This is a genomic window from Pseudarthrobacter lactosi (genome assembly GCF_055412785.1).
The window spans coordinates 576,038-597,710 of sequence record NZ_JBVAYS010000002.1 but is presented as its reverse complement, the minus strand read 5'-3'; the positions used below and the strand labels follow the sequence as shown (position 1 = coordinate 597,710).

The 21,673-nt window shown below is 66.8% G+C and carries 15 protein-coding genes; all 15 read right to left on the bottom strand.

The window, feature by feature from the left end:
* Window positions 1-31: 31 nt before the first annotated feature.
* The 15 genes from ACZY0Q_RS12580 to ACZY0Q_RS12510 all read right to left on the bottom strand — a co-directional run bounded on the left by ACZY0Q_RS12580 (window position 32) and on the right by ACZY0Q_RS12510 (window position 21,626).
* The gene (locus ACZY0Q_RS12580; protein WP_463917288.1) at window positions 32-415 is read right to left on the bottom strand and encodes a RidA family protein; all 384 of its coding nucleotides are present in this window, start codon (window positions 413-415) and stop codon (window positions 32-34) included.
* Between the two features lie 38 nt (window positions 416-453).
* Window positions 454-966: a GNAT family N-acetyltransferase gene (locus tag ACZY0Q_RS12575; protein WP_463917287.1), complete on the bottom strand. Its 513-nt coding sequence runs from the start codon at window positions 964-966 to the stop codon at window positions 454-456.
* Between the two features lie 26 nt (window positions 967-992).
* A complete protein-coding gene (locus ACZY0Q_RS12570; protein WP_463917286.1) occupies window positions 993-1,811 on the bottom strand; it encodes an inositol monophosphatase family protein in 819 nt (272 codons plus the stop codon).
* Window positions 1,808-4,078, bottom strand: coding sequence for an NAD-dependent DNA ligase LigA (gene ligA / locus ACZY0Q_RS12565; RefSeq protein WP_463917284.1), 2,271 nt, complete (start codon window positions 4,076-4,078; stop codon window positions 1,808-1,810). Before ligA ends, ACZY0Q_RS12570 begins: the two co-directional genes overlap by 4 nt.
* Window positions 4,079-4,208: 130 nt before the next feature.
* Window positions 4,209-4,472 carry a WXG100 family type VII secretion target gene (locus tag ACZY0Q_RS12560; protein ID WP_111908407.1) on the bottom strand — a complete coding sequence of 88 codons (264 nt, stop codon included), beginning with the start codon at window positions 4,470-4,472 and terminating at the stop codon, window positions 4,209-4,211.
* A 158-nt stretch (window positions 4,473-4,630) separates the two neighbouring features.
* Window positions 4,631-5,197 (bottom strand): hypothetical protein, encoded by a 567-nt coding sequence (locus ACZY0Q_RS12555; protein ID WP_463917283.1) that lies wholly within the window; start codon window positions 5,195-5,197, stop codon window positions 4,631-4,633.
* 125 nt (window positions 5,198-5,322) lie between these two features.
* Complete coding sequence (locus ACZY0Q_RS12550) at window positions 5,323-9,768, bottom strand: FtsK/SpoIIIE domain-containing protein (RefSeq protein WP_463917282.1); 4,446 nt, start codon at window positions 9,766-9,768, stop codon at window positions 5,323-5,325.
* On the bottom strand, window positions 9,765-10,469 hold the full coding sequence (locus ACZY0Q_RS12545) for a hypothetical protein (RefSeq protein WP_104061062.1): 705 nt from the start codon (window positions 10,467-10,469) through the stop codon (window positions 9,765-9,767). The genes ACZY0Q_RS12550 and ACZY0Q_RS12545 overlap by 4 nt, the downstream gene beginning before the upstream one ends.
* Before the next feature lie 61 nt (window positions 10,470-10,530).
* Window positions 10,531-12,348 carry a serine/threonine-protein kinase gene (locus ACZY0Q_RS12540; protein ID WP_463917280.1) on the bottom strand — a complete coding sequence of 606 codons (1,818 nt, stop codon included), beginning with the start codon at window positions 12,346-12,348 and terminating at the stop codon, window positions 10,531-10,533.
* Window positions 12,345-14,192, bottom strand: a complete 1,848-nt coding sequence (locus ACZY0Q_RS12535) for an FHA domain-containing protein (RefSeq protein ID WP_463917278.1) — start codon at window positions 14,190-14,192, stop codon at window positions 12,345-12,347. The genes ACZY0Q_RS12540 and ACZY0Q_RS12535 overlap by 4 nt, the downstream gene beginning before the upstream one ends.
* Before the next feature lies 1 nt (window position 14,193).
* Window positions 14,194-15,096: a PP2C family protein-serine/threonine phosphatase gene (locus ACZY0Q_RS12530; protein ID WP_463917277.1), complete on the bottom strand. Its 903-nt coding sequence runs from the start codon at window positions 15,094-15,096 to the stop codon at window positions 14,194-14,196.
* The gene (locus ACZY0Q_RS12525; protein ID WP_463917276.1) at window positions 15,093-16,676 is read right to left on the bottom strand and encodes an RDD family protein; all 1,584 of its coding nucleotides are present in this window, start codon (window positions 16,674-16,676) and stop codon (window positions 15,093-15,095) included. Before ACZY0Q_RS12525 ends, ACZY0Q_RS12530 begins: the two co-directional genes overlap by 4 nt.
* Complete coding sequence (locus ACZY0Q_RS12520; RefSeq protein WP_463917274.1) at window positions 16,673-19,273, bottom strand: transglutaminase-like domain-containing protein; 2,601 nt, start codon at window positions 19,271-19,273, stop codon at window positions 16,673-16,675. Before ACZY0Q_RS12520 ends, ACZY0Q_RS12525 begins: the two co-directional genes overlap by 4 nt.
* A complete protein-coding gene (locus ACZY0Q_RS12515) occupies window positions 19,270-20,601 on the bottom strand; it encodes a DUF58 domain-containing protein (RefSeq protein ID WP_463917272.1) in 1,332 nt (443 codons plus the stop codon). Before ACZY0Q_RS12515 ends, ACZY0Q_RS12520 begins: the two co-directional genes overlap by 4 nt.
* 53 nt (window positions 20,602-20,654) lie before the next feature.
* Window positions 20,655-21,626 carry an AAA family ATPase gene (locus ACZY0Q_RS12510; RefSeq protein ID WP_463917271.1) on the bottom strand — a complete coding sequence of 324 codons (972 nt, stop codon included), beginning with the start codon at window positions 21,624-21,626 and terminating at the stop codon, window positions 20,655-20,657.
* Between the last annotated feature and the right edge of the window lie 47 nt (window positions 21,627-21,673).

Genomic DNA, 21,673 nt, shown 5'->3' with positions numbered 1-21,673 from the left:
AGTGTACGTTCGCGCAGAGGCGGGGTGGAGGCTAGTTGGCGCTCTTCTGCGCCACGAGCTCGATTTCGACGAGCATCTTCGGGTCAAGGAACGGCAGGACGTGCACCAGGGCAAGGGTGGGGCGGATCTCGCCGAAGACTTCGCCATGGGCGCGGCCGGCGTCTTCCCACTTGCTGATGTCCGTCAGGTACAGCTTGGACTGGACCACGTCTTCGAAGCTGAAACCGGCCTCGGCCAGGACCACGCCGAGCTTCTGCAGGATGTACTGGGTCTGCGTGTAGAAGTCCTCGCCCACAATGCCGTCCTCGCCGCTGGCGGCCGTGGCGGAAATGTACAGCGTGTTGTCCACCTGGACGGCGCGGGAGTAGCCGAGGGTCTGCTCCCAGACGGAGCCGGTGCCGAATGTTTTTCGCATGGTGGGCCTTTCAGTGCCGAAAATGAGTCGGCACCACTTTAGGTTGGCTGGACGTCAAGCCGGAAAACCAGCAGCTTTATGTCGGTGCCCGGAATCAGCCAGTCGCGCTCGGGGACACGTTTGAAGCCGGTCTTCCGGTAGAGGCCATGGGCACTCTCCCAGGTCCCGCCGGTGGTGAGGGCCACCCCGGTGATTCCCTCCAACGACTTGGCATGCTCAATGATGGCTTCAACCATGGCCTTGCCGGCGCCGCTGCGCTGCACCGCAGGATCCACCACCAGCATCCGGAACTCCAGCTCATCCGGAAGGGCAATATCGGCGAACGGTTCACCGGCGAGGGCCAGCGTCACGGAACCCACCACCTGCCGGTCACGCTCCGCAACCCAGATGGTGGCCTTTGCCGCCCGGGCGGCAACATCCTGGATCTGCTGCATATAGGGATGGTCCGCGCTGCCGAAATACCCTGCTGCCAGGTACGAGTCCACGGTGATCCTGGCTATGGCCTGGAAGTCTGCCTCAACGGCCGGTCGGATGGTTATTTGCGATTGCACCTGACAATGCTAGTGGCGCAACGGAGTTACAGCGGAAATTTGCCGGACAGCGCCAAAGTCCCAGCGCAGGTCCAGGCGGCGAGCCTGTCCTCGTCGGCGGGTCCACCGTCCAGCGGACTGGCCAGCCGGGGACGCCGGACCCAGCAACCGGCTTCCTCTGCAATCAGCGCACCGGCGGAGAAGTCATGTTCGTTAAGCCCGCGTTCTCCGTAGGCGTCGTGAGTCCCGTCGGCCACCATGCAGAGGTCCAGCGCTGCGGAGCCCAGCCGCCGGACGTCTGCGAATCCGTCCATCAGGCTGTCCAGCAGTGCAGCCTGTTCGGAGCGTATGGCGGGGTCATAACTGAAGCCGGTGGCGAGGATCTGTCCGGCACGATCCGGCGCCGGGCCCTCGAGCTGGGTCACCCGGCCGCCTTCTTCCAGCCAGGCACCCTGGCCGCGGGCAGCGTAGTAGACGCGGCCCAGCGCCGGGGCGTTGACGACGCCGGCCAGCCAGACGCCGTAGGAATCCGCCACGGCCACGGAGGTGGCGTAGTAGACGATGTTCCGGATGAAGTTGGTGGTACCGTCCAGCGGGTCGATGGACCAGCGATAACCGGTGGGGGCAGCGGGGCGGGTGGTCCCATGCTCCTCGCCCGTGATGGTGTCCTGTGGACGGGCGGCCATGATGGCATCCCGAACCGCGTTCTCCGCGGCGACATCAAAGGCCGTAACCCAGTCGCCGGCGTCGCCTTTGTTGCTGACGTCCAGCGTTTCGGCATTGCGGGACGCCAGCACGGCGGCGCCGGCGGCGGCTGCTTGCCGGGCCACAGCAAGCAGCTCGGTGTTGAGATCCGGATAGCTCATTCGGCTGCCTCTTCTGATTCCGTGGACGTAGGTATGGGCGTGGCTTCGGCAGCGGGCGCCGGGCCGTTGGCAAGCAGCTCGCGGAACCCGTCCTCGTCCAGGACGGGAATTCCGAGCTGTTCGGCTTTGTCCAGTTTGGTGCCTGCGCCTTCGCCGGCGATGACGTAGCTGGTGTTTTTGGAGACTGATCCTGCCGCTTTTCCGCCCCTGATGAGGATGGCTTCCTTGGCCTCGTCCCGGCTGAAGTTCGGCAGGGAGCCGGTAACCACAAGGGTCAGCCCTTCCAGGGTCCGCGGCGTGGAGTGGTCGCGCTCGTCCTCCATACGGACTCCGGCGGCGGCCCAGCGGTCAACGATTTCGACGTGCCAGTCCTCGGCGAACCACTCCTTCAGTGCGGCCGCGATGGTTGGGCCGACACCGTCCACGTGGGCCAGGTCTTCCTCGGAGGCATTCCGGATGCCGTCCATGGTGCCGAACGCTGTGGCCAGGGCCCTTGAGGCGCGGGGACCAACGTGCCGGATGGACAGGGCAACCAGCACCCGCCACAGCGGCTGTGCCTTTGCCTTCTCCAGCTCCACTAAGAGCTTCGTGGTGGTCGCCGTAGGCTTGGACGGCGTCTTGGCGGTTGCCTTTGTCCAGAAGTACGGGACCAGCTCGAAGACGCCGGTGCCCACGCCCTTGGAACGTTTCTCGCGCAGGATCCGCACGTGTTCCAAGTCCGCCGCGGTCAGGGAGAAGAGCTCAGATTCACTCACCAGCGGGCCGGGCTTAGGCTCGGCCGGATCCGTAAGTGCAACGGCAGCTTCCCCGCCGAGGGCCTCGATGTCGAAGGCACCGCGGCCGGCCAGGTGCGCGACGCGCTCCGTCAGCTGGATGGGGCAGGATCTGGAATTGGGACAGCGGATGTCGATGTCGCCCTCCTTGGAGGGGGCAAGCTCCGTGCCGCAAGACGGACATACAGCGGGCATCACGAAGTCGCGCAGTTCATCCTCGCGGCCTATACGCAGCGCCATCACGGGGCCGACGATCTCCGGGATGACGTCCCCAGCCTTGCGCAGCACCACGACGTCGCCGATCAGCACGCCTTTGGCCTTGACCACGTCCTGGTTGTGCAGCGTGGCACGGGCAACGGTAGACCCTGCAACCTTCACCGGCTCCAGCACCCCGAACGGGGTTACACGGCCGGTACGGCCCACCTGGACCTGGATGTCCAGCAGTTTCGTGTGGACTTCCTCCGGCGGGTACTTGTAGGCGACGGCCCAGCGGGGAACGCGTGAGGTGTAGCCGAGGGCACGCTGCGTGGCGAAGGCGTCAACCTTGACCACAATGCCGTCGATTTCGTGCATCAGGCTGTGCCGTTGCTCGCCATAGCGCTTGATGAAGGCGAGGATCTCCGGCAGGCCGCCGAGAACCTCGAAGTACGGGCTGACGGGAAGGCCCCACTGTTCCAGCAGGGCATAGGTCTGGGACTGGCTCAGGGTTTCCAGCCCTTCGCGCGCACCGATTCCGTGGACAAACATCCGCAACGGACGCTTGGCGGTTTCCGCTGGATCCTTCTGCCTGATCGAACCGGCGGCGGCATTCCTGGGGTTGGCCAGCGGCGCCTTGCCGGCTTCGATCAGTGCCTCATTAAATTCCGCGAAGGCCTTGGACGGGATAAAGACCTCGCCCCGGATTTCCACCTCGGAGGGAAATCCGGTGCCCGTCAGTTCCGTCGGGATTTCCTTGATCGTCAGGACGTTGTGGGTGATGTCTTCACCGGTGGTTCCGTCACCCCTGGTGGCGGCCCTGACCAGGTTCCCGTTGCGGTACAACAGGTTGACCGCGAGGCCGTCAATCTTCAGTTCCGTGAGCCACGCCGGCTGGGCGGTGTCCCCCAGCTTGCTGACGCCGGCCTCGGCCTTGGTGATCCAGGCTTCCAGTTCCTCCAGGGAAAAGACGTCCTCGAGGCTGTACATCCGCTGCAGATGTTCGACGGCGGCGAACGCGGCGGAGACTTCCCCGCCAACCTCCTGCGTGGGCGAGTCATTGGCTACCAGCTCCGGATGCAGTGCCTCGATCTCCTCCAGGCGCCGGAACAATTCGTCGAATTCAGCGTCGGAGACCAGGGGTTCGTCCTCCTGGTAATACGCAAATCGGTACTTCCTGACCAGGTCGGTCAGGTTTTCGTATTCTTCGCGCACTGACCCGGCGGGGACGGCGTCCGGCTCGGTAAGTTCCTCAGTGCTGTTTGCTGTTTCCTCTGCGGGGACCGGTGCTGTGCTCACAGACCTATCTTGCCCTACCGCCCCGACAATGCGCCCACACGCCCATTGCGCCGCCGCGCCCCGGCTGTTAACGGCCGCGGGGGCCCGGACACTGTGATGTGTCCGGGCCCCCGCGTCAGAGCTTCTGCGGTTAGCGTGAAGCCTGGTCCTGCTCGTTGGCGTTCTTGGTGGCCTTCTGGCCGGCATCCTTCAGCGCCTGGATGACCTGGTTCAGTGCCGCGGTGTGCGTGCCTGACCATTCGCCACGGAAGTGGGTGGCGTCCGGGCCTTCCCAGTTGGTGCTGTCCAGCACGCGGGAGAGGTTGGATCGCTGCTGCTCAATCTCGCCGGCACCGGCCTGCAGCTTGCTGCCAAGAGTCCTGAGCTGCTCTACATCTGCGCCCCAAATAGCCATCAGTTTTCTCCTCGTTGTCTTGGATCCGATCCAGATCGGCATCCCCAGTGGCCTCCGGCTGATCCGGAAGATCCATTACCTAGAACCTATCCCGGCCCCAAAATACTGTCGATGGGCACCGCTGCCCATGCACCACTCCCTATGGGTGCGGGAGTTGGTCAGTGTGAGGCGAGGCGGTTCCGGCTCCACCATGCGGAGGCCAGGCCGGCCACGCCCACCAGCAGCACGCCTCCCATGATCGCCAGCAGTCCGGGCCCGCCGAAGAGGCCCGAGCCGTCGTTCCGGGAAACGGCGGCGGCCTGCGTGGCCTTGGCGGACTTGGTGATGGGCTTGTTCCAGTTCGATTCCCTGGACGGGGCTGCGGACGACGACGGCGGGCTGGGGATGGTGGTGCTCGGCGCGGCAGACGTCGATTCCTCAGTCGGCGAAACGCTCGGTTCCGGGGCGAGGGTGGGAACCGGTTCCGGGGCGGGCACTACGGGCGCGGGCGGAGGTGCCGGCGGCTCAATCACCGGGGGCGGCAGTGAGGGCGTCTCAGTCGGTTTGCCCGGACGGGACGGCGTCGGGTCGTCGTCCGGGCCGCACAGCACCACACAGGGCATTTTGCTGCTTTGATCGTCGTCGGCCTGCGCCGGAGCCGCCGCCGAAAAGCCAACCAGGAGCGCCAGCACCGCAGCGGCCGCAGCAGCGGACACGTTGCGGAGCACGGATGAAGATCGGATCATGGTTACCTTTTCGACAGCGCGCGGCACCCCCCCCTGCCACAGCGAACAGTGTTTCCGGTAGTCTCCTACAACGCGCCACGGGCCCGCAAATCCACTGGATTTACGGGCCCGTGGGAAGCAGCGGCTCAGCCCCTGTTTTCCGGTGGCAGGGCAATCTGCAGTTTGCGTGCCTTGCCGCGGCCCACAATGTAGCCTCGGCCCGGTATGAACTCAGGACTTACGCGGCCCAGCGACGTGTTGAGCAGGCTGTCGCCTTCGATGTCGCCCGGATTGATGAGCAGGCCCCGGCGTCCGGATTTGAAGGGCTGAGCGAGAGACCAGGCCGAGGACCAGGTTGACGTTTCCGATTCGCCGACGACCCACTGGTCGGCCTTAATGGACGCCGTCACGAGCTGCGAAACGCCAGATTCCGCAATGGTATCCGTGAACTCGGTCAGGCCTTCGATGAAGATCGCCAGTTTCCCGGGGTTCCCCGAGGAGTGCTCCGTGAGGTCCTCGATGATCTCGGCCAGGTCATCTGCACCCACCACCGAGCGGTTCCAGAGCGGCAGCGAAGCTACTGCAGAGCGGCGCGAGCCGATGTACACCAGCTCCGTGTCCGGATTGGACCGGCGCAAGGCGTAGGCCAGGGTCACCAGTGCCACTGTCCTGCCCGCCCCTGGGGGGCCTGCCAGCAGCAGCGGCCCCTGGGCCATGATCTCGGCCGGCTGCAGGGTTTCGTCGTCGACGCCGATAACGGGAAGGTCCGGGCTGCCCGCAGGCAGCACGTCGAGGTCCACCTGCTCGGGAAGCCGCTGGATTTTTGGTGCCGATTCCAGCCCCTGGCGCAGCATCGCCTGGCTGAGCTTGTGGACCTCGCGGGCCTGCAGCGCCAGGTTGGAGTTCCCGCCCAGGACGGCCAACTGGACCTCGTAGCCGCCCAGCATGCCGCGCCCCGGCGGTGAGGAGCTGGTGAGGACATCTTTGGCGACGTCCATGGACATGTAGTCGTCCTCGGACGTCAGCCGCAGCACCAACCGGCGCTGGATGGAAGCCAGCAACGTCGCCGGCACGGCGTTGGGCCGGTCACCGGTGACGACGAGGTGGATCCCCAGCGGACGGCCGTCGGTGGCCAGCTGCAGGAAGATGTCCCAGAGCGCGGACAGACGGCTGAATTCGTACGTCTCGCGGAACGCCGACACGCCGTCCAGCAGCACGAAGATCCGCTTCTCGTCGGGGCGGTTGGCCAGGGTCCGGTATTCGACGATGGTGGAGGCCCTGACTTCGGCGAACCGGGCGGACCTCTCGTCGGCGATGTCCCGGAGCAGGCGGAGCAGCCTGCCGACGCGTTCAACGTCGTCGCCGTTGATGATCTCGCCGACGTGCGGCAGCTCTTCGAGCATCTTCAGTCCGGAGGAGCCGCAATCTATCCCGTAGATGTGCACGGGTCCGCCCCGGGGCGTGACGGCGGCGGCAATCGCAATGCCGCGCAGGGCAGCGGACTTGCCGGAGCCGCCCGTGCCGTAAATGGCCATGTTGCCGTCCTGGTCCGGCTCGTAGAACACCGTGGGCTGTTCCTGGCGGGCAGGATCATCCGCCACGCCCAGCAGCAGCCGTTCGTCCGTCCGGGGGTTCGGGAGCTTGGAGAAGTCGTACGTCTTGGCCAGCTCGTCCAGCCACGGTTTGCGCGGCGGCCGGATGGCCAGCGACTCCGCTGCCCTGACGATGTTGGTGGTCATCCTGGCGATGTCGTTGGGTCCGGCCGGGGCTTCCTTGACGGGTTTTTCCGGGGCCGGGGCCTCCCAGCTGGGTCCTGACCCGAAGGCCATTTCCACGATGTCGATCTGCGGACGCTGGGGCTTCTCCGTGGTCCAGCCGCCGGCATAGCCGGTCTGGAACCCCTGGATGCGCCCGGGCCCGGTCTTGGCAGCGCCACGGCCCGGGATGGACGGGTCGAAGTATGCCGCATCAGGCACGCCGAGGATGTCGGTGGCGTCATCCTCGTCCGCCATGCGCAGGGCAACCCGGAGGTTGGTGTTGGCGCGCAGGCTGTCCTTGATGACGCCGGCTGGGCGCTGCGTGGCAAGGATCAGGTGCAGGCCCAGGGAGCGGCCACGCGCCGCAACATCGACTACGCCGTCCACAAATTCGGGGACTTCGGTGGCCAGCGCCGCGAATTCGTCCACAACGATGATGAGGTACGGCGGTGCTTCCGGGTCGGCTTCGCGCTGGAGCCCAAGCAGGTCTTTGGCTTTCTTGCGGTTCAGCAGGTGCTCGCGGTAATGCAGCTCGGCACGGAGGGAGGTCAGGGCGCGGCGGACCAGGTGCTGGGAGAGGTCGGTCACCAGGCCCACCGTGTGGGGCAGGCTCAGGCAATCGGCGAACGCCGCCCCGCCCTTGTAGTCCACAAACAGGAAGCTCACGCGGTCCGGGCTGTACGCGGCAGCCATGCCCATGACCCAGGACTGCAGGAACTCTGATTTACCGGCGCCGGTGGTCCCGCCGACCAGCGCGTGCGGGCCTTCGTTCTTCAGGTCCAGGTAGAGCGGTTCGATGCCCTTGGAACCCACCAGCGCCCGGAGGGTGCCGTTGTCCTTCCGGTTGGGAACCGCGGAGGCATGGACTGAATTGTTCTCGACCCACCGCTCCGCCACGGCCTGCGGGTTGTCCAGGAAGTCCTTGCCGATCAGGGTGGCGTAGGACACGGCACGGGGCAGGTCGGAGTCGTCGCTGACAGGCTTGCCAACGTCCACCACGGGCGCCAGCATCCGGGCCAACTGGGCGGCCAGTTCGGCGTCGAGGCTTTCGCAGCTCACGGGGTAGGTGTGCCGTCCCAGCCGCACCTGCCCGGTGGTGGTGCCGTTTTCGCCGTCCACCACCATAAAGTCCCGGCAGGCGGCAGGGAGTGCCTGGATGTCGGTGGCCACCCACATCACGTGGACGCCGGAATCCGGCCCTCGCTCGGCGAGGCGGGTCAGCCTGCCCCGGTCCACCGGAGCGTCGTCCTCGACGATGACCAGGACCGCCGGCAGCACCGGCGCCGGGACTTCGTCCTTGGCCGGGTCCACGGATCCCCGGTGTTCGGGAGTGGAGCGTTTGGCCATGGCTTCCCGTGCGTCGAGCAGGTCCTCGAGCCTGGCCACCAGGGAGGAGCCGCTGGCTGAACCGGCGGCGAGGTGGTCGCCGTTGAGGGGACTGTGGCCCGAGCCCACGTGGGGCAGCCACTGCAGCCAGTCCCAGCGCTGCCGGGACTGCGCCGACGTAATGGCTGTCACCACGGCCTCCGCGGGCGAATGCAGCCCCACAAACTGCAGGACCATGCCGCGGGCAACGTCGTCCACCAGGCCCCGGGCCCCGGCCACGCCGAAGGACCCGGCGGTGCGCAGCTGGGAGACCACCGGGACACCCTCGATGTCCCTGAACTGCTTCAGGCAGTCCTGGATCTCGCGCATGAATTCAGCTTCGGTATCGTTGCTGTTGGGTTCCTCGAACAGGATGCGTGACGTTCCGGTGCCGAGCCCGAACCGCAGGCCCAGGAAACCGGTGTGCTCAGGGCGGTGGGTCCATAGCAGCGGACCGAGTTTGTAGATGGAATCCACGGTGTCACTGACCGACGGCGCTTCCTGCAGGCGGACCGCGCGTTCCACGTGCTGCAGTTCGGTGATGTCCTGCCGGAACGCGGCCATGGACTCCCGGAACTGTTTGAGCTGTTCCTTCTGCTGGCGCCTGGTCTGCATCTTGTGGTCCACATAGTGCCCCACAATGAACAGCGGCATCATCATCATGAACACCACCGACAGGATGTTCCGCGTGACCGCGAACATGATGCCGCCCATCAGCAGCGGCGCCATCAGCATGATGTACGGGAACGGCTGGTGGTCCGGCCGCTTGGGTCCGGCCGGCGGCACGCGCTTGGGCGCGTCAAAGCGGGGAACCACCCGGGGGGAGCGGTTGAAATCGACAAGGGGCGACGTCGGTGCTGCCGCCTGGTTGCGGCCCAGCGGCACCACGGTGACAGTGGTCTCCCCCAGTGTCACCGTGTCGGAGGAGTTCAGGGTGGCCCGGGTGACCGGCAGGCCGTCCATCAGGAGGCCGTTGGCGGAGTTGGTGTCCACGATCTCCACGCTCTCGCCCACGGTGATGCGGGCGTGGCGCTTGGAGGTCAGGGGGTCCGTGAGCCGGATGTCAACGTCCCGGTCCCGGCCGATGTAGCTGGTGCCGGAAGGCAGCGAAAATTCCTGGCCGACGTCGGGCCCGGAAAGGATCCGCAGGGTGGCTGCGGCGGGTCCGCGGTTGGCGCCGGGGGCGTCGAAAAGTTCGCTGACTTCGGTCAGTGACACCACGGAACCGGGGCGCAGGCCCGATTCCAGGAGGTTGTCCGCGCGGGTCAGTACGCTGCCGCGGAGGCCGCCGCCCACAAATGCCTCGTCGATGCGGAGCGAAAGGTTTTCCGGTGCCGGCGATCCCTTGCGGTCGGGGTCCGCGACCCAGAGCTGGGTGGCGATATCCGCCACAGTGGCCAGGCCGTCGACGGTCACGGCCAGGTCCTTGGTTTCCGCCGGGTCCCGGCGGAGTGTCAGCCGGATCCTCATCCTTCGTCCACGCCCCTCATCTTTTCCAGTAAGTACAAATCGTCGGGCGTGACCAGGTGGGACGTGACGGCGTGTTCGACCAGCCTCGCGCGGCGGTTGGTGGCCAGTTTCCCGCCGCCGCCGCGGAGGCCCACCACGCCCACACGGTCAAGTTTGTCGCAGACGTTATCCAGCTTCCGGTTGAACCGGGTGAGTGCCCAGCCCAGGGTCTTGGCCGCTGCAGCGGAGGACGGGATGGCGCTGAACCCGGTCCCTTCGCGCCGGAGCATGGGTTCGGCCAGAGCCACGATGAGGGCCCGCTGGGAGTCGGTGAAGACCACGGGCCCGATGGTGGTGTCGCCGTTGCTGTCGTCTTCGCGTGATTCCTGGCGGAAGGACGGCGTCTTAAGGTGCACGGCGAACTCATACGTGGTGGGCCCGGCGGTGAAGATGACGTTTGTGTGGCTGAACACCAGCGGGATACGCGCTCCCGGCGACAGCCAGGCCTGCATCCCGCCGGAACCGTCGGCGACGGTGGCGGACAGCATCCCGCCCACGTTGCTTAGCCACCAGATCCCGTCGTAGCGGGCCACCTGCAGGAACTGGCGGTGAAGGTATGGGTTGTCGTCCACTTCGAGGTCGCCTTCGCGGCCGATGTTGAAGATTTCCTCATCGGACGGTTCGTACCACTCACCACAGAAATCTATTGCTAGATCCCCCATTTTCCGTGCCTCCTCGTCGGGCGGTGCCCGCGTTCTCTAACGATTCCGGTCTGCTCTGCCGTCACTTGCGGATGCAGGCGATCGAGTCTTCTTCCAAAGGTGAGAACGCGCCGTCGCTCCTGACGATCATCACCTGGATACAGGTGGGTTCCGTCGGATTCAACGCCACCTGGGCGGTTGGCTCGGCCGTGGACTGGTACTCGCCGTTGCTGCCCAACGCGTAAACCCGCCACTTATAGGCGTCACCCGATTTCGGCTGCGGATTGGTCCACGTGAAGGTTGCTTTACCGGAGGCGTCCACCGTCCCCGCCAGGTCCGCGACGTCGGGAACTGTCCCGTTGTCCAGTGCATCCACCGCGGGTTTGCTGACTTGGCCGGTCTCTACGACCTTGGGTGCTGGAGCCGAGGACGCCAGTACTATCCCGACAATGATGGCGAGGACCAGCAGCGTTCCGCCCGCGGCGGCGAGCCACACGTTGCGCTTGCCGTGATCGGGCGCCACTTCAGGGGCGGTGTCCGTGAGCGGGGCGGGACGGCTGATCGTCGCGTCGATCTCGGGCTCGGCCCCCGCCGCCTGCTTGCCTTGCGCGCCGGGCCGGCCGGCCGGCTGGCCGGACTGTGCAGGAAGGAGCCCTGGGCGCTGGACCGTTGCGTCCGGCGCTGACCCGTACTCCGCCGCCGGTGCACTGCCGCGGAGCATCGTGGCATGGGCCCACTCCCCCGTGGGGCTGTTGCCGTCCTGGCTGCCGCCGACCCGCTGGCCGGCCTGCTGGCCGGCAAAGAGGTTGCCCGGAACCTGGGGCCGGAGTCCTTCCGAGGCGGCAGTGGACGGGGAAAACCCGGCAGCCGGAATGCCCGACGGCGGCGCACCGGTTCCGGGCCGTTGCGGCCGGGTGCGTGCCGGGAAAGTAGGGGCGCTGCCGGTCCGCTCCGGATCGATGGCCGCGATACTCCGGACGCGGGTTTCCTCAAAGCCGTCATCGGGGTGGTTTTCTTCCAGTTGCTGCTCTTCGAGTACCTCGAAGGGCGTGACCGAAAGGTTTAGTTCGGCCTGGATCCGCTGCAGGGCGAGGGCAAACGCGTGGGCTGAGGAGTACCGGGACGCCGCGGACTTGGCCATCGCCGTGGAGAGTGCCCGCTCCAGTGACTCCGGAACGTCGGCCCTGCCCAGGCGCGGCAGCGCCGCGCTGGTGATCCGCGAGATCAGTTCGCGCTGGGAGTTATCAGTACCTGGCATCACAAACGGCGACCTGCCGGCCAGCAGGGTGTACAGCGTGGCACCCAGTGCCCAGACATCCACCATCACGCCGTCCACGGGGCCGTCCGCGAACTGTTCCGGCGGGGACCACGGAATGGACATCCCGGCGTCGTCGTCTGCGTCGCCGCCCAGGGTGCCCGAGATCCCGAAGTCCGTCAGGGCCGGCCGGTTGTAGTCGGTCACGAGGATGTTTGCGGGCTTGATGTCCCGGTGGGCGATGCCGGCCCGGTGTGCGGTCTCGACGGCGGAGGCCACCTGGATGCCGACGGCCAGGACCTCATCAACGCTGAAGCGCTGACGGCGGTACCGGACGTCCAGGCTGGGCCTGGAGCAGTACTCCATGGCCAGGTAGGAGTGGCCGGCCTCGGTCACCTCGGCCTCGAAGATGGTCACGATGTAAGGGTGGGAGGAGAGCTGGGCCATCAGGTTGGCCTCGGACTCGAACCTGCGCCGGGCACCCTCGGTCTTCAGGTCCGACAGAAGGACCTTGACCGCCACTTTCCGGCGCGGCCGGTCCTGTTCGTAGAGGTAGACATCGGAGAACCCGCCGGAGCCGAGCAGGCTGATGTACGAAAACCCCGGGATGGGGGGCGGCGGCGCAACAGGCCGTTTGGAACTCAAAGAATCTCCTCAAAACGCAATGAGATGTCGTCACCCAATTCGGCGATGTCGCCGTCGAGCAGGATGGCCATCTCGTTCTGGGCCAGGCGGCGGGGCGGCTGGCCCTCACGGACCAGGACGGTGCCGTTGGTGGCCTTCAGATCGCAGAGCATCACGTGCCAGCCTTCGAGCCGCACTTCCACGTGGGAGCGCGAGATGTCGCCGCTGGGGCTTGCCACCTGGACCAACCTCGGCATACCACCACCGTGGACCCGGGAAACAGACGGCTGCCGCCCGATGACCAGCGACTGGTCCAGGTCAACCAGTTCGCCCGTCGAGACCCGCATCCGGCCCAGCCGTGGCCGGGCCACCTGGACAGCATCGGCGGGCAGCGGCGAGCCGCAGGCAGCGCACTGTGCGTGGGTGGGCGGGTTGGCGTGTCCCTGGTCGCAGACCCGGGCCAGCACCAGTGGGCCGGCTGCGGAATCCGGCTCGGGATCGGGGGCCGGATGCGCGGCCATTCCGGCGAGGTCGCTCTTCATGATCGTGTGGCCGTCGTGGTCCCCATCCACGGCGTCCGGGTCTGCTGCATTTGCTTCTGCCGGCACGGCCGCCGGGGGCGGATTCGAAGGGGGCAGATTCGACGGCGGCAGGTTCAACTCCGGCAGCTTCAGTTCCGGCAGCTTGGCCGACGGCGCCGCCTGGGCCGCAGGTGTGCTCGCGCCGGTCCGCCACGGGACCGAGTCGATGAGTCCGCCGATGGTCCGGGCGGCCGCCGCGGCTGCAAGCGTTGGGGCGGGTGCACCTGCCAATTCGGGGGCAGGTGAAGCCGGGGCCAGGCCGGCCGCTGGGTCCGGCTTCCCGTCAGCGTCCGCATCTGCCGCACCGACCGGCGCCTGAGCAGTGTCGGTTGGTGCCGCAGGGGCGCCGTGATCTTCCTCGGGTTCGTCCCTGACCGCCGCGTCCTCGATGCGGCGGACGACGGTCCTTTCCCAGAGGTGGTCATAGCTGCCGGTCATTTCGTGGGCCGGGACCTGGTCAGGATGGGCGGTGGGCTCCGGCTCGGGTTCGGGTTCAAGGTCCGTGTGGGGCTCCGGCGCTTCGGCGGCAAAGTTGGAGTCATCGTCCATAACCCCCATCACCGTTTCGTCCGAGACCTCCCGGCTCGGTGTCGGCTCCGCCTCAGGTTCAGGTTCAGGTTCAGGTTCAGGCGCAGGTTCAGGTTCAGGTTCAGGCGCAGGCGCATCTTCCGGCGCCGGTTCGGGTTCACGTTCCGCTTCAAGGGCCGGTTCAGCCCCCGCCGCCAGGACGGCTCCGACAGGCGTTGGTTCAGTGTCCGCCACGAGGACGACGGCGGCGGCAGGGGTGGGTGCCTCGTTGACAACGGGCAGGCCGGACGGGGCCACAACCTCGTCCACCGGACTGGCGGTGAGCGATACTGTCAGGGACTCCAGCAGGACCACACCTTCGCTGAGCGGCAGCACGTCTCCGGGGTGGCCGTTCCCGGCCGCCGTGAGGCGGTACCACTCGGGGGTGTCAAGGCGTCGCTCCGTCCAGGTGGTGACGTCCCGCCCGTTCAGGTCCAGGGGGCCGCCGGGAAGCTGCACGGTCAGGTCCAGGTCGCCGCGGAGGAAGACCCGGAGCGCGTCACCGGAATCAACTATCCCGAACGACGGTATCTGGGCCAGCGAAACGCCGAAACTGCTGGTGACGGCGTGGAGTACTTCGTGGACTTCCGGGGCATGCTCCAGCAGTTCCCACAGGGACTGGACCAGGGCGGGCGGGGTTCCGGGCCCCAGGAGGACTACAGTGTTGGCCCGGACAACACCGAGCCAGGTGCCCGCGGCGTACGTTGCGTTGACCATGTCAGCGTTCCCCGCTTCCGTCGTCCTGGCCGGCCGGCCGGCTGGCGTCAACTATCTGTCCCCTGGGCAGTGTCACTTCCTCCGCCGCGTCAGCGGCGGGGCGGGGCGCAGTAACGGCGATGCCGCCGTCGTTCATGACGTTCCTGGCGTCCACCACAATGACAGTGACGTTGTCCCGTCCGCCGTTGCGGAGCGCAGCCTGGATCAGGGCATCCACGGCGTCCTGCGGGTGTCCTACGGTGCTTAGGATCCGGGAGATGTGCTCGTCCGTAAGTTCGCCATTGAGTCCGTCGGAACAGACCATGATCCGGTCGCCCTCTTCAACGGGCAGGAGCCAGTAATCAGCTTCGATCTCGTCCCCGGTGCCCAGCGCCCTCGTCACCACGTGGCGGCGGGGATGGACGGCGGCTTGCTCCGGAGTGATTTCACCGGCGTCCACGAGTTCCTGGACCTCCGAATGGTCCACGCTGACCTGTTCAAAGCGCCCTTGGCTCAGCCGGTACGTGCGGGAATCCCCGATGTTCATGACCAGCCAGTAAGGCATGCCCATCTGTTCCACCACAACGGCACCGGTGAGTGTGGTCCCGGCGCGGGCACCGGTCACCTCTCGGATGGAACTGTCGGCGCGGAGCAGGTATTGCTGGAGCACTGCCGCCGTGACACTCCGCTCCCCGGTGGCGAGCTGTGGCATGGCAGCGAGGGCGCGCACGCACATGCCGCTGGCGATCTCGCCGGCTTCGTGTCCGCCCATGCCGTCCGCCACGGCGAAGACGGGGTCGGAGGCGATGAAGGAATCCTCGTTCAATTCGCGGCGCAGCCCACGGTCCGTGCCGTAGCCGTAACTCAGGCTGAGGCCGGTTCCGTGGTCTGCGTCAGCTGAGTCGCTGGCGGGCTGGGAGTTCATGCCTGTCCTAGGTGGAAGGAACGGTCACCAAAGTGGACAGTGGATCCCGGGCTGACGAAAGCGGGCACGCCCGGCTGCAGCGGTGTGCGCAGGCCATCCGGCGTGGTGACGGCGCTGCCGTTGGTGGAGTTCCGGTCGGTCACCCAGATGCCTGCACCATCGGTCAGCACGTGGAGGTGGGTCTTGGAGATCGAGCGGCCGGGATCACTGATCGCCAGCAGCTGGGCCTGCTGCTCCCCCGTCTGGCCCAGGGGGTTCCGGCCCACCAGGACGTTGCGGTCTAGCTGGAAGTCCCGGCCGTCGTCGAGCTTTATCCGCAGCACGGCGACGGGCGCCGCATACGCTGCGCCGCCACGCATCTGTGTGCGGTCGAGGTCGTCGTCGGGATGGGACGGGGCGGCCGGCTGGGGAACCGCCGGGGCTGCAGTCTGCGGGTGCGGCGCCTGAAAAGGAACGGACGACGGCGGCGCGTACGGCTGCGGTGCAAACGACGTAGGTGCGGATGCAGGCTGTGCGGACGACGCCGGCGCGTACGGCTGCGGAGCGTATGGCTGCGGCGCGTACGGCTGCACGGGCTGTTGGGCTGGCGGCTGTTGCACTGCTGGCTGTTGGGCCGGCAACTGTTGGGCTGGCGGCTGCCACTGCTGCGCCGGTGGCTGGGCCACAGGCGCCTGCGCGTTCACAAGCTGCGGCGGCTTCGCGGCCCCCGCCACCGGCGAGGCGACCTTCCGGACAGGCGGGAGGTCCAGGGGCGCGAAACTGTACGGCCCCTGGATGCCGCCGGAGGTGATGGGGTTGCGGCCGTCCTTGACGTCGAACACCAGTGTTTTCGCCGCGGTGTCATGCCAGCCGCGGAGCCTTCCATTTCGGTCCCAGGTGTTGGAGACCACCACCAGCACGGCCCACACGGCGCCGATCAGCAGCAGCGGGCCGAGGATGAAGACGGCCACATCGAACCATTTGAAGATGACGACGCCCACTGCGGCCAGGAGCGCCAGGATGATGCCGGCGCCCGTGATGAGGCCGCGCAGGAACACTCCTCCGCCGCCGGGGGCGTAACCATCCTTGTCAGCGCTGCGGATGCCCATGACATGGTTGCCGAGGGTCTTCCCGGAGCGGCCTTCCATGCCCATCAGCACCACCAGATACACCAGCGTCAGCCCCAGGCCGATGCTGCCGAACAGGACCAGCGAACCGGTGTCATAGATGATGAAGCCGCCGCTTTGCGTGCGGGTGATGCCCGCGAACCCGACGGCGAAAGTGACCACCAGGACCGCGACAGGGGCAAGCCAGTCGAGCACTGCTGCGCCGAGCCGTTTCCCCGCCGTGGCCGGAACAAGCTCAAGATTGGCTGCCATTCCCGTTCCTCCCCCTGGAGCCGTTTGTACTACCGGGATAGTACCGGGATTCTGGCTGGCGTGCGCCGCTGCCCGGTCCATCACAGCCCGCTGCGCGTGGTCCACGTTGAGTCCGCTGCGTGCTGCCCTGTTGGGCAGCGGAGCACCGCATGCCGTACAGAACGTGGCGCCGCCCCGGATCAGTTGCTGGCACCGCTGGCAGCGCTCGGCTTCGTTCGTCATGATTCAGTGGGGTTCTTCCTGCCAGGGTTCCGCAGAACGGTGGACTCATCAGGCTCTGACGCCGCCGTCCCGGTTCCGCTTTCCTGAGTTGCCGGGTTCGGGGTCTCGGCAGCGTCCGGGCCGGTCTCCACCCTACCGGGGGCCGACCGCCATCCGGTGGAACCCTGGCCCGACGGACGCACCAGCGGACCCAGCCCGAGCCGGGCGCCACGCAGCTTAAGGGCGTTCCGGCCATCGGCCAGCAGCGACCGGGGCGAGAAGCGGGCCTGCTGGCGCCGCCAGAACCCTACAGTTCCGGTCATCTCCTTCAGCGAGCGGTCCACGATGGTCCAGTACTCCCGGACCTCCTCCTCGCTGGGCTGGCCGGCGCCGAAGATGGAGGCATCCGCGCGGTGCGCGAGCATGGTGGTGGTCTGACCGGTTGCGGGGAACGAGTCAGCGAGCACCACTGCGCTTTCGCGACGGGTTGCACGCGTGTCAATGCCGGCACCCATGTCCGTAGCGAGGCTCACCACTTCGTTCCAGCCGCCTCCCACACGTTGTGCGGGGTGCCCCTCCGTGAGGCGGGCCTTCCGGCGTCGTGATTTCAGGAGCGCGATCAGCAGCAGCGGCAGCGCCAGGATGGACAGCGGGATCAGGGCAATGCCCAGGGCACCGAGGAGGGCACCCCAGAAGAGCCACGGATTATTTTTCTTGTCGTCGGCGTCCAGGGCGTCCGGCGAGGAATCCGGCGGAAGATCGGCCGGTTCCTGCGGCGGGGGCGGCGGCTGCAGCACCTGCGGCTTGGGTTTGGACTTGTTCTCAGGGTCCGGCGGGATGGGGACGTTGTCCTTGGGCGGCGTAGGGTCGAAGCTGACCCAGCCCACCCTGTCGAACGCCACCTCAACCCAGGCGTGGACGTCTTTGCCCAAGATCTTTACCTCGCCTGCGCCGTTCTCCGGGCTGGTCGGATCGGGGTAGAAGCCCATGACCACGCGTGACGGGATCCCCAGGTGGCGGAGCATCAGCGACATGGACACGGCATACTGCTCGTCATCACCGAGCATCTGCTTGGCGGTCAAGAGGTTCCTGATCCGCGACGAGCTGTGGCCGGACACGCTGGGCAACTGACCGTCGGCGACCAGGCCGTTGCTGAAGGCACCCGTCTTTTGGAAATGCGCCTCAATCTGGCGGACCCGGTCAATCGCGGTGGGTGCATCGGCTGAGAGGTCGTTGGCCTGTGACCCCACCACCGGAGGGACCTCGACAGCGTCCGGCAGCGTAATTTTCGCGAAGTCGTACTGGGTCAGCTGGCCGTGTTCCAGCTTCACGGGATCGGACACCTGGACGCTGTAGGAATCGCCCTTGTAAAGGCCCTGTGTGGTCACTGCGGTATCGGTGCCCGCGTTGAAGTACAGGCCCGACGCCGCCGCGGAAGCACTCTGGTCAAAGCTCAGGCCGGTGGTCTTCCGGCCGCCCGGGACAAAGTAGCCCTGGTAGTCCTCGATGGTGATGTCAATGGAATAGTCATTTGAGGGGACGATGCCCGAGGTGTCGGCCAGGGTGTTGATGGATTCGGTGTCCCCCACTTTGCTGAAGCTACCTGAGCCGTTGGGGTCCATGTTGTAGTTGGTGCCGTTGAAAGCATCCAGGGCCCCCAGCCGGACACGGCCGTCCCGGGGCAGTCCTTTGACCACAAACAGGGTGTCGTCCTTCTTGTCCTTGACGAACGTCCGGAAGCTTGCCAGGGGCGTGACGTAGTCCTTGGGATCGAACGGCGGAACCACCACGTTGCGCAGGACCTTGCGGTCACCGCCGGCGGTTACCAGGGGCGCCGCCACCGCGGTGATGGCAACGCTGGCGGCGATCACCGCGGCGGCGGTGCCCAGCCGGCGGAGCTTGGCCCGCTGGGCTGTGGCCGCATCTGTCTGCGGACGGTTGACTGACACTTTGCGCGTGTCGCTGCGCCGCAGCGCGTCGCGGCGGAAGGTGGCCCAAGCTACCGCTATGACGGTGAGCCCGATGCCGCGCTCCACCGTGAGGAAGGCAGCATTGGTGCTGAAGGCGATGCCCGTGACGAACAGCACCAGCACCGGAAGCAGCGGCCAGTACGGGGTTTTCAGCCGCCAGGTGAGGATACCGCCAACCAAAGCGGTGAGCAGCGAACTCAGGAAGGGGACGATCAGGACGCCGCCGGCAGACCCCACCGGAACGCCCACCGTCAGCATGTCTTTCCAGGCGAACACCACGCCCAGGAGCAGGGTCCGCAAGGAGTCAAGGCTGGGCACAAAACCGGCAATCGCCGCGTCCGGGACTGCGAGGAGCGTGCCGAGCACCAGGTAGGCCCCCAGTGCGAGGGCTGTGGTGATCAGCAGGCCCAGCCGAAGGTGCGCGTTGGCGGCGGCGATGCCGAGGCCCAGAAGGATACCGCCGAAGCCCGAGACCAGGTAGTAGGGGTCGCCGCCGAAGCTGAGGCTGAAGCCGAGCAGGCCCAACCCCAGCAGGACGGTGAGTGCGCCGGCGTCGAGCACAAAATGCCAGACGGGCTGGCCGTCGGCGAACGAGGATTCATGCTGCCGCTGCTGCGGGCGGGGCCGGAGGCCCGGTGCGGAGCTCATGCGGCCGCCTTTCTGAGGACGATGGCGAGGTCTGCGAGGTCGCCGAGGGTCAGCACGGTCAGGTCCGCGATGTTGGCGCGGCCCGGCGCGGCACCGATCTGGAGGCGTACTGCCAGGCTCCTGACGCCCAGCGGCACGGAGGCCGCGGCCGAACGGAGCTGGGCGGGTGTCACGTTGCTGCCCACCACAAAAAAGACAACCGACGCGTTGGGGACCGTGTCAGCCAAGGTGCGGGCGAGGTCGACGGCGGTCCGGCGCATGGGTGCCCCGGCGATCCGTGTCATGTCGTCCAGCATGTTCCGCCCGGTTTCGCAGCGCAGCGGCCCCTTTTGGGTCAGGACGTCCAGCTCGCGCTGCTCGCGGATGGCCTGCCGGCCGATCGATGCGGCCGCTGAAATGGCCATTTCGAATTCCTGCTCTGAGGCGTACTCGTCCGTGTTGATGGACAGCGAGATGGCCAGGTGGGCGCGCCGGGTCTCCTCGAACTGGCGCACCATCAGCTTGTTGGTCCGCGCGGTGGTCTTCCAGTGGATGTGCCGCCGGTCATCGCCCGGTACGTAGTCACGCAAGGCATGGAAGGACACGTCCGCGCTGGACAGGTCAGTGGTGGGCATGCCCTCAAGGTCGCGAATGAATCCGGCGGCGGAACCGGCCAGGGCCACTGTCTTCGGGTGCACAAACAGGTCCTCCGGTTCCGTCCACAGCACTTGGCGGCGGAGGAGGTGCAGGGGGTCGGCCCGGACGGAGCGGACAGGGCCCACCACGATGACGGCGCGACGGGCGGTTGGAATAGTGAAAAGGTCTTCGTGCACCTGCGCGGGCTTCATCCTCGGCAGGTGGAACACGGCGGTGGCGTTTCCCACCGGCAGCTCCAGGGCCGCCGGCAACAAGGGCCGGGCCGACGTGTTGGAGACGGCGATGCTTCCTACCGCGCTGTCCCCCACCGCAACCCGGGTCCGGGCAAGGTCCAGGACCACACCGTAGGAGGACCGGCCCAGGATGAACCCGATGGCGATCAGGAAAAGGACCAAGGCCGCGATGGCTGCGGCTTTGGCCTCTTGCCAACCGAAGGCCTGGCCGGCGGTCCACAGCAGGATGGAGGCGGCCAGAACCGACCAGCCCAGGACACTGACCACCGACAGGACGGGCCACACGAAGCGCAGCCACAGGCCGCGGACATTCTCCCACGCGGGTGTGAGGGCGAGGGCGGCGGTGCTCGTGGCCTCGGCCCACACGGACGAAGGATGCAGCCTGGTAGGTCTGCCGTTCCGGTGGAAGGGTTGCCGGAGACGTTCAGCAAGCCGGGTCAACGGAGTGCTGCTGGACATAAAAGTGCCTTTGTTCGTGCTGGTCAGTGGTGGTCTGGAACTCCGTCGGAGCCTCAGACGGCGGCGCGCTGCTGCGGTGCCGCGATGTCGGACAGGACCCGGGTCAGGACAGCCTCGGGGGTGGCGCCGGAGAACTCAGCCTCCGGGTCCATCACAAACCGGTGTGTCCACACCACGGCGGCCAGTTCCTTGATGTCGTCCGGCAGGACGAAGTTCCGTCCCTGCCCCGCGGCCCAGACCTTGGCGGCGCGGACCATGGCGATGGCGCCACGCACGGAAACGCCCAGCCGGGTTTCAGGCGCGCTGCGGGTCTCTTCGCAGAGCCGGGAGATGTATTCGAGGACCGCCGTGTCCACGTGCACGGTGGCAGCGAGGTCGGCCATGTCCGCCACGGCCTGGGTGGTGATCACTGCGGAGATCTCTTTCGAGCGGTCCTTCAGGTTCGAGCCGCCCAGCAGCTGGACCGTGGACGCGTGGTCCGGATAGCCGATGGAGGTCTTGATCAGGAAGCGGTCCAATTGCGCCTCCGGCAGCCGGTAAGTACCGGCCTGCTCGATCGGGTTCTGGGTGGCCATCACCATAAACGGCCGGCCGGCCTCGTAGGTGACGCCATCCACGGTGACCCGGGATTCCTCCATGACCTCCAGCAGTGCCGACTGGGTCTTCGGCGATGCACGGTTGATCTCATCGGCCAGGACGATGTTGTTGAAGATCGGTCCCTTGTGGAATTCGAACTTCTGCGTTTTCTGGTCGTAGATGGTCACGCCTGTGACGTCCGAGGGCAGGAGGTCTGGGGTGAACTGAATGCGGTTATTGGAGCCCTGGACGGTGGCGGCCATTGCGCGTGCCAGCATGGTTTTACCGGTGCCGGGAGCATCCTCGAACAGCACATGGCCCTCGGCCAGCATCGCGGTGAAGGTGAGCCGGATGACGTGGTCCTTGCCTAGGACAGCCTGCCCCACGTTGGCAACGAGCTTGTCGAAAGTGCCTGCAAACCATTCGGCCTGCTCGGTGGTCATGGTCATGAAGTTAAGTCCTTTTCTTGTGGTGCTGATTGGTCGGGCCGGGTGCC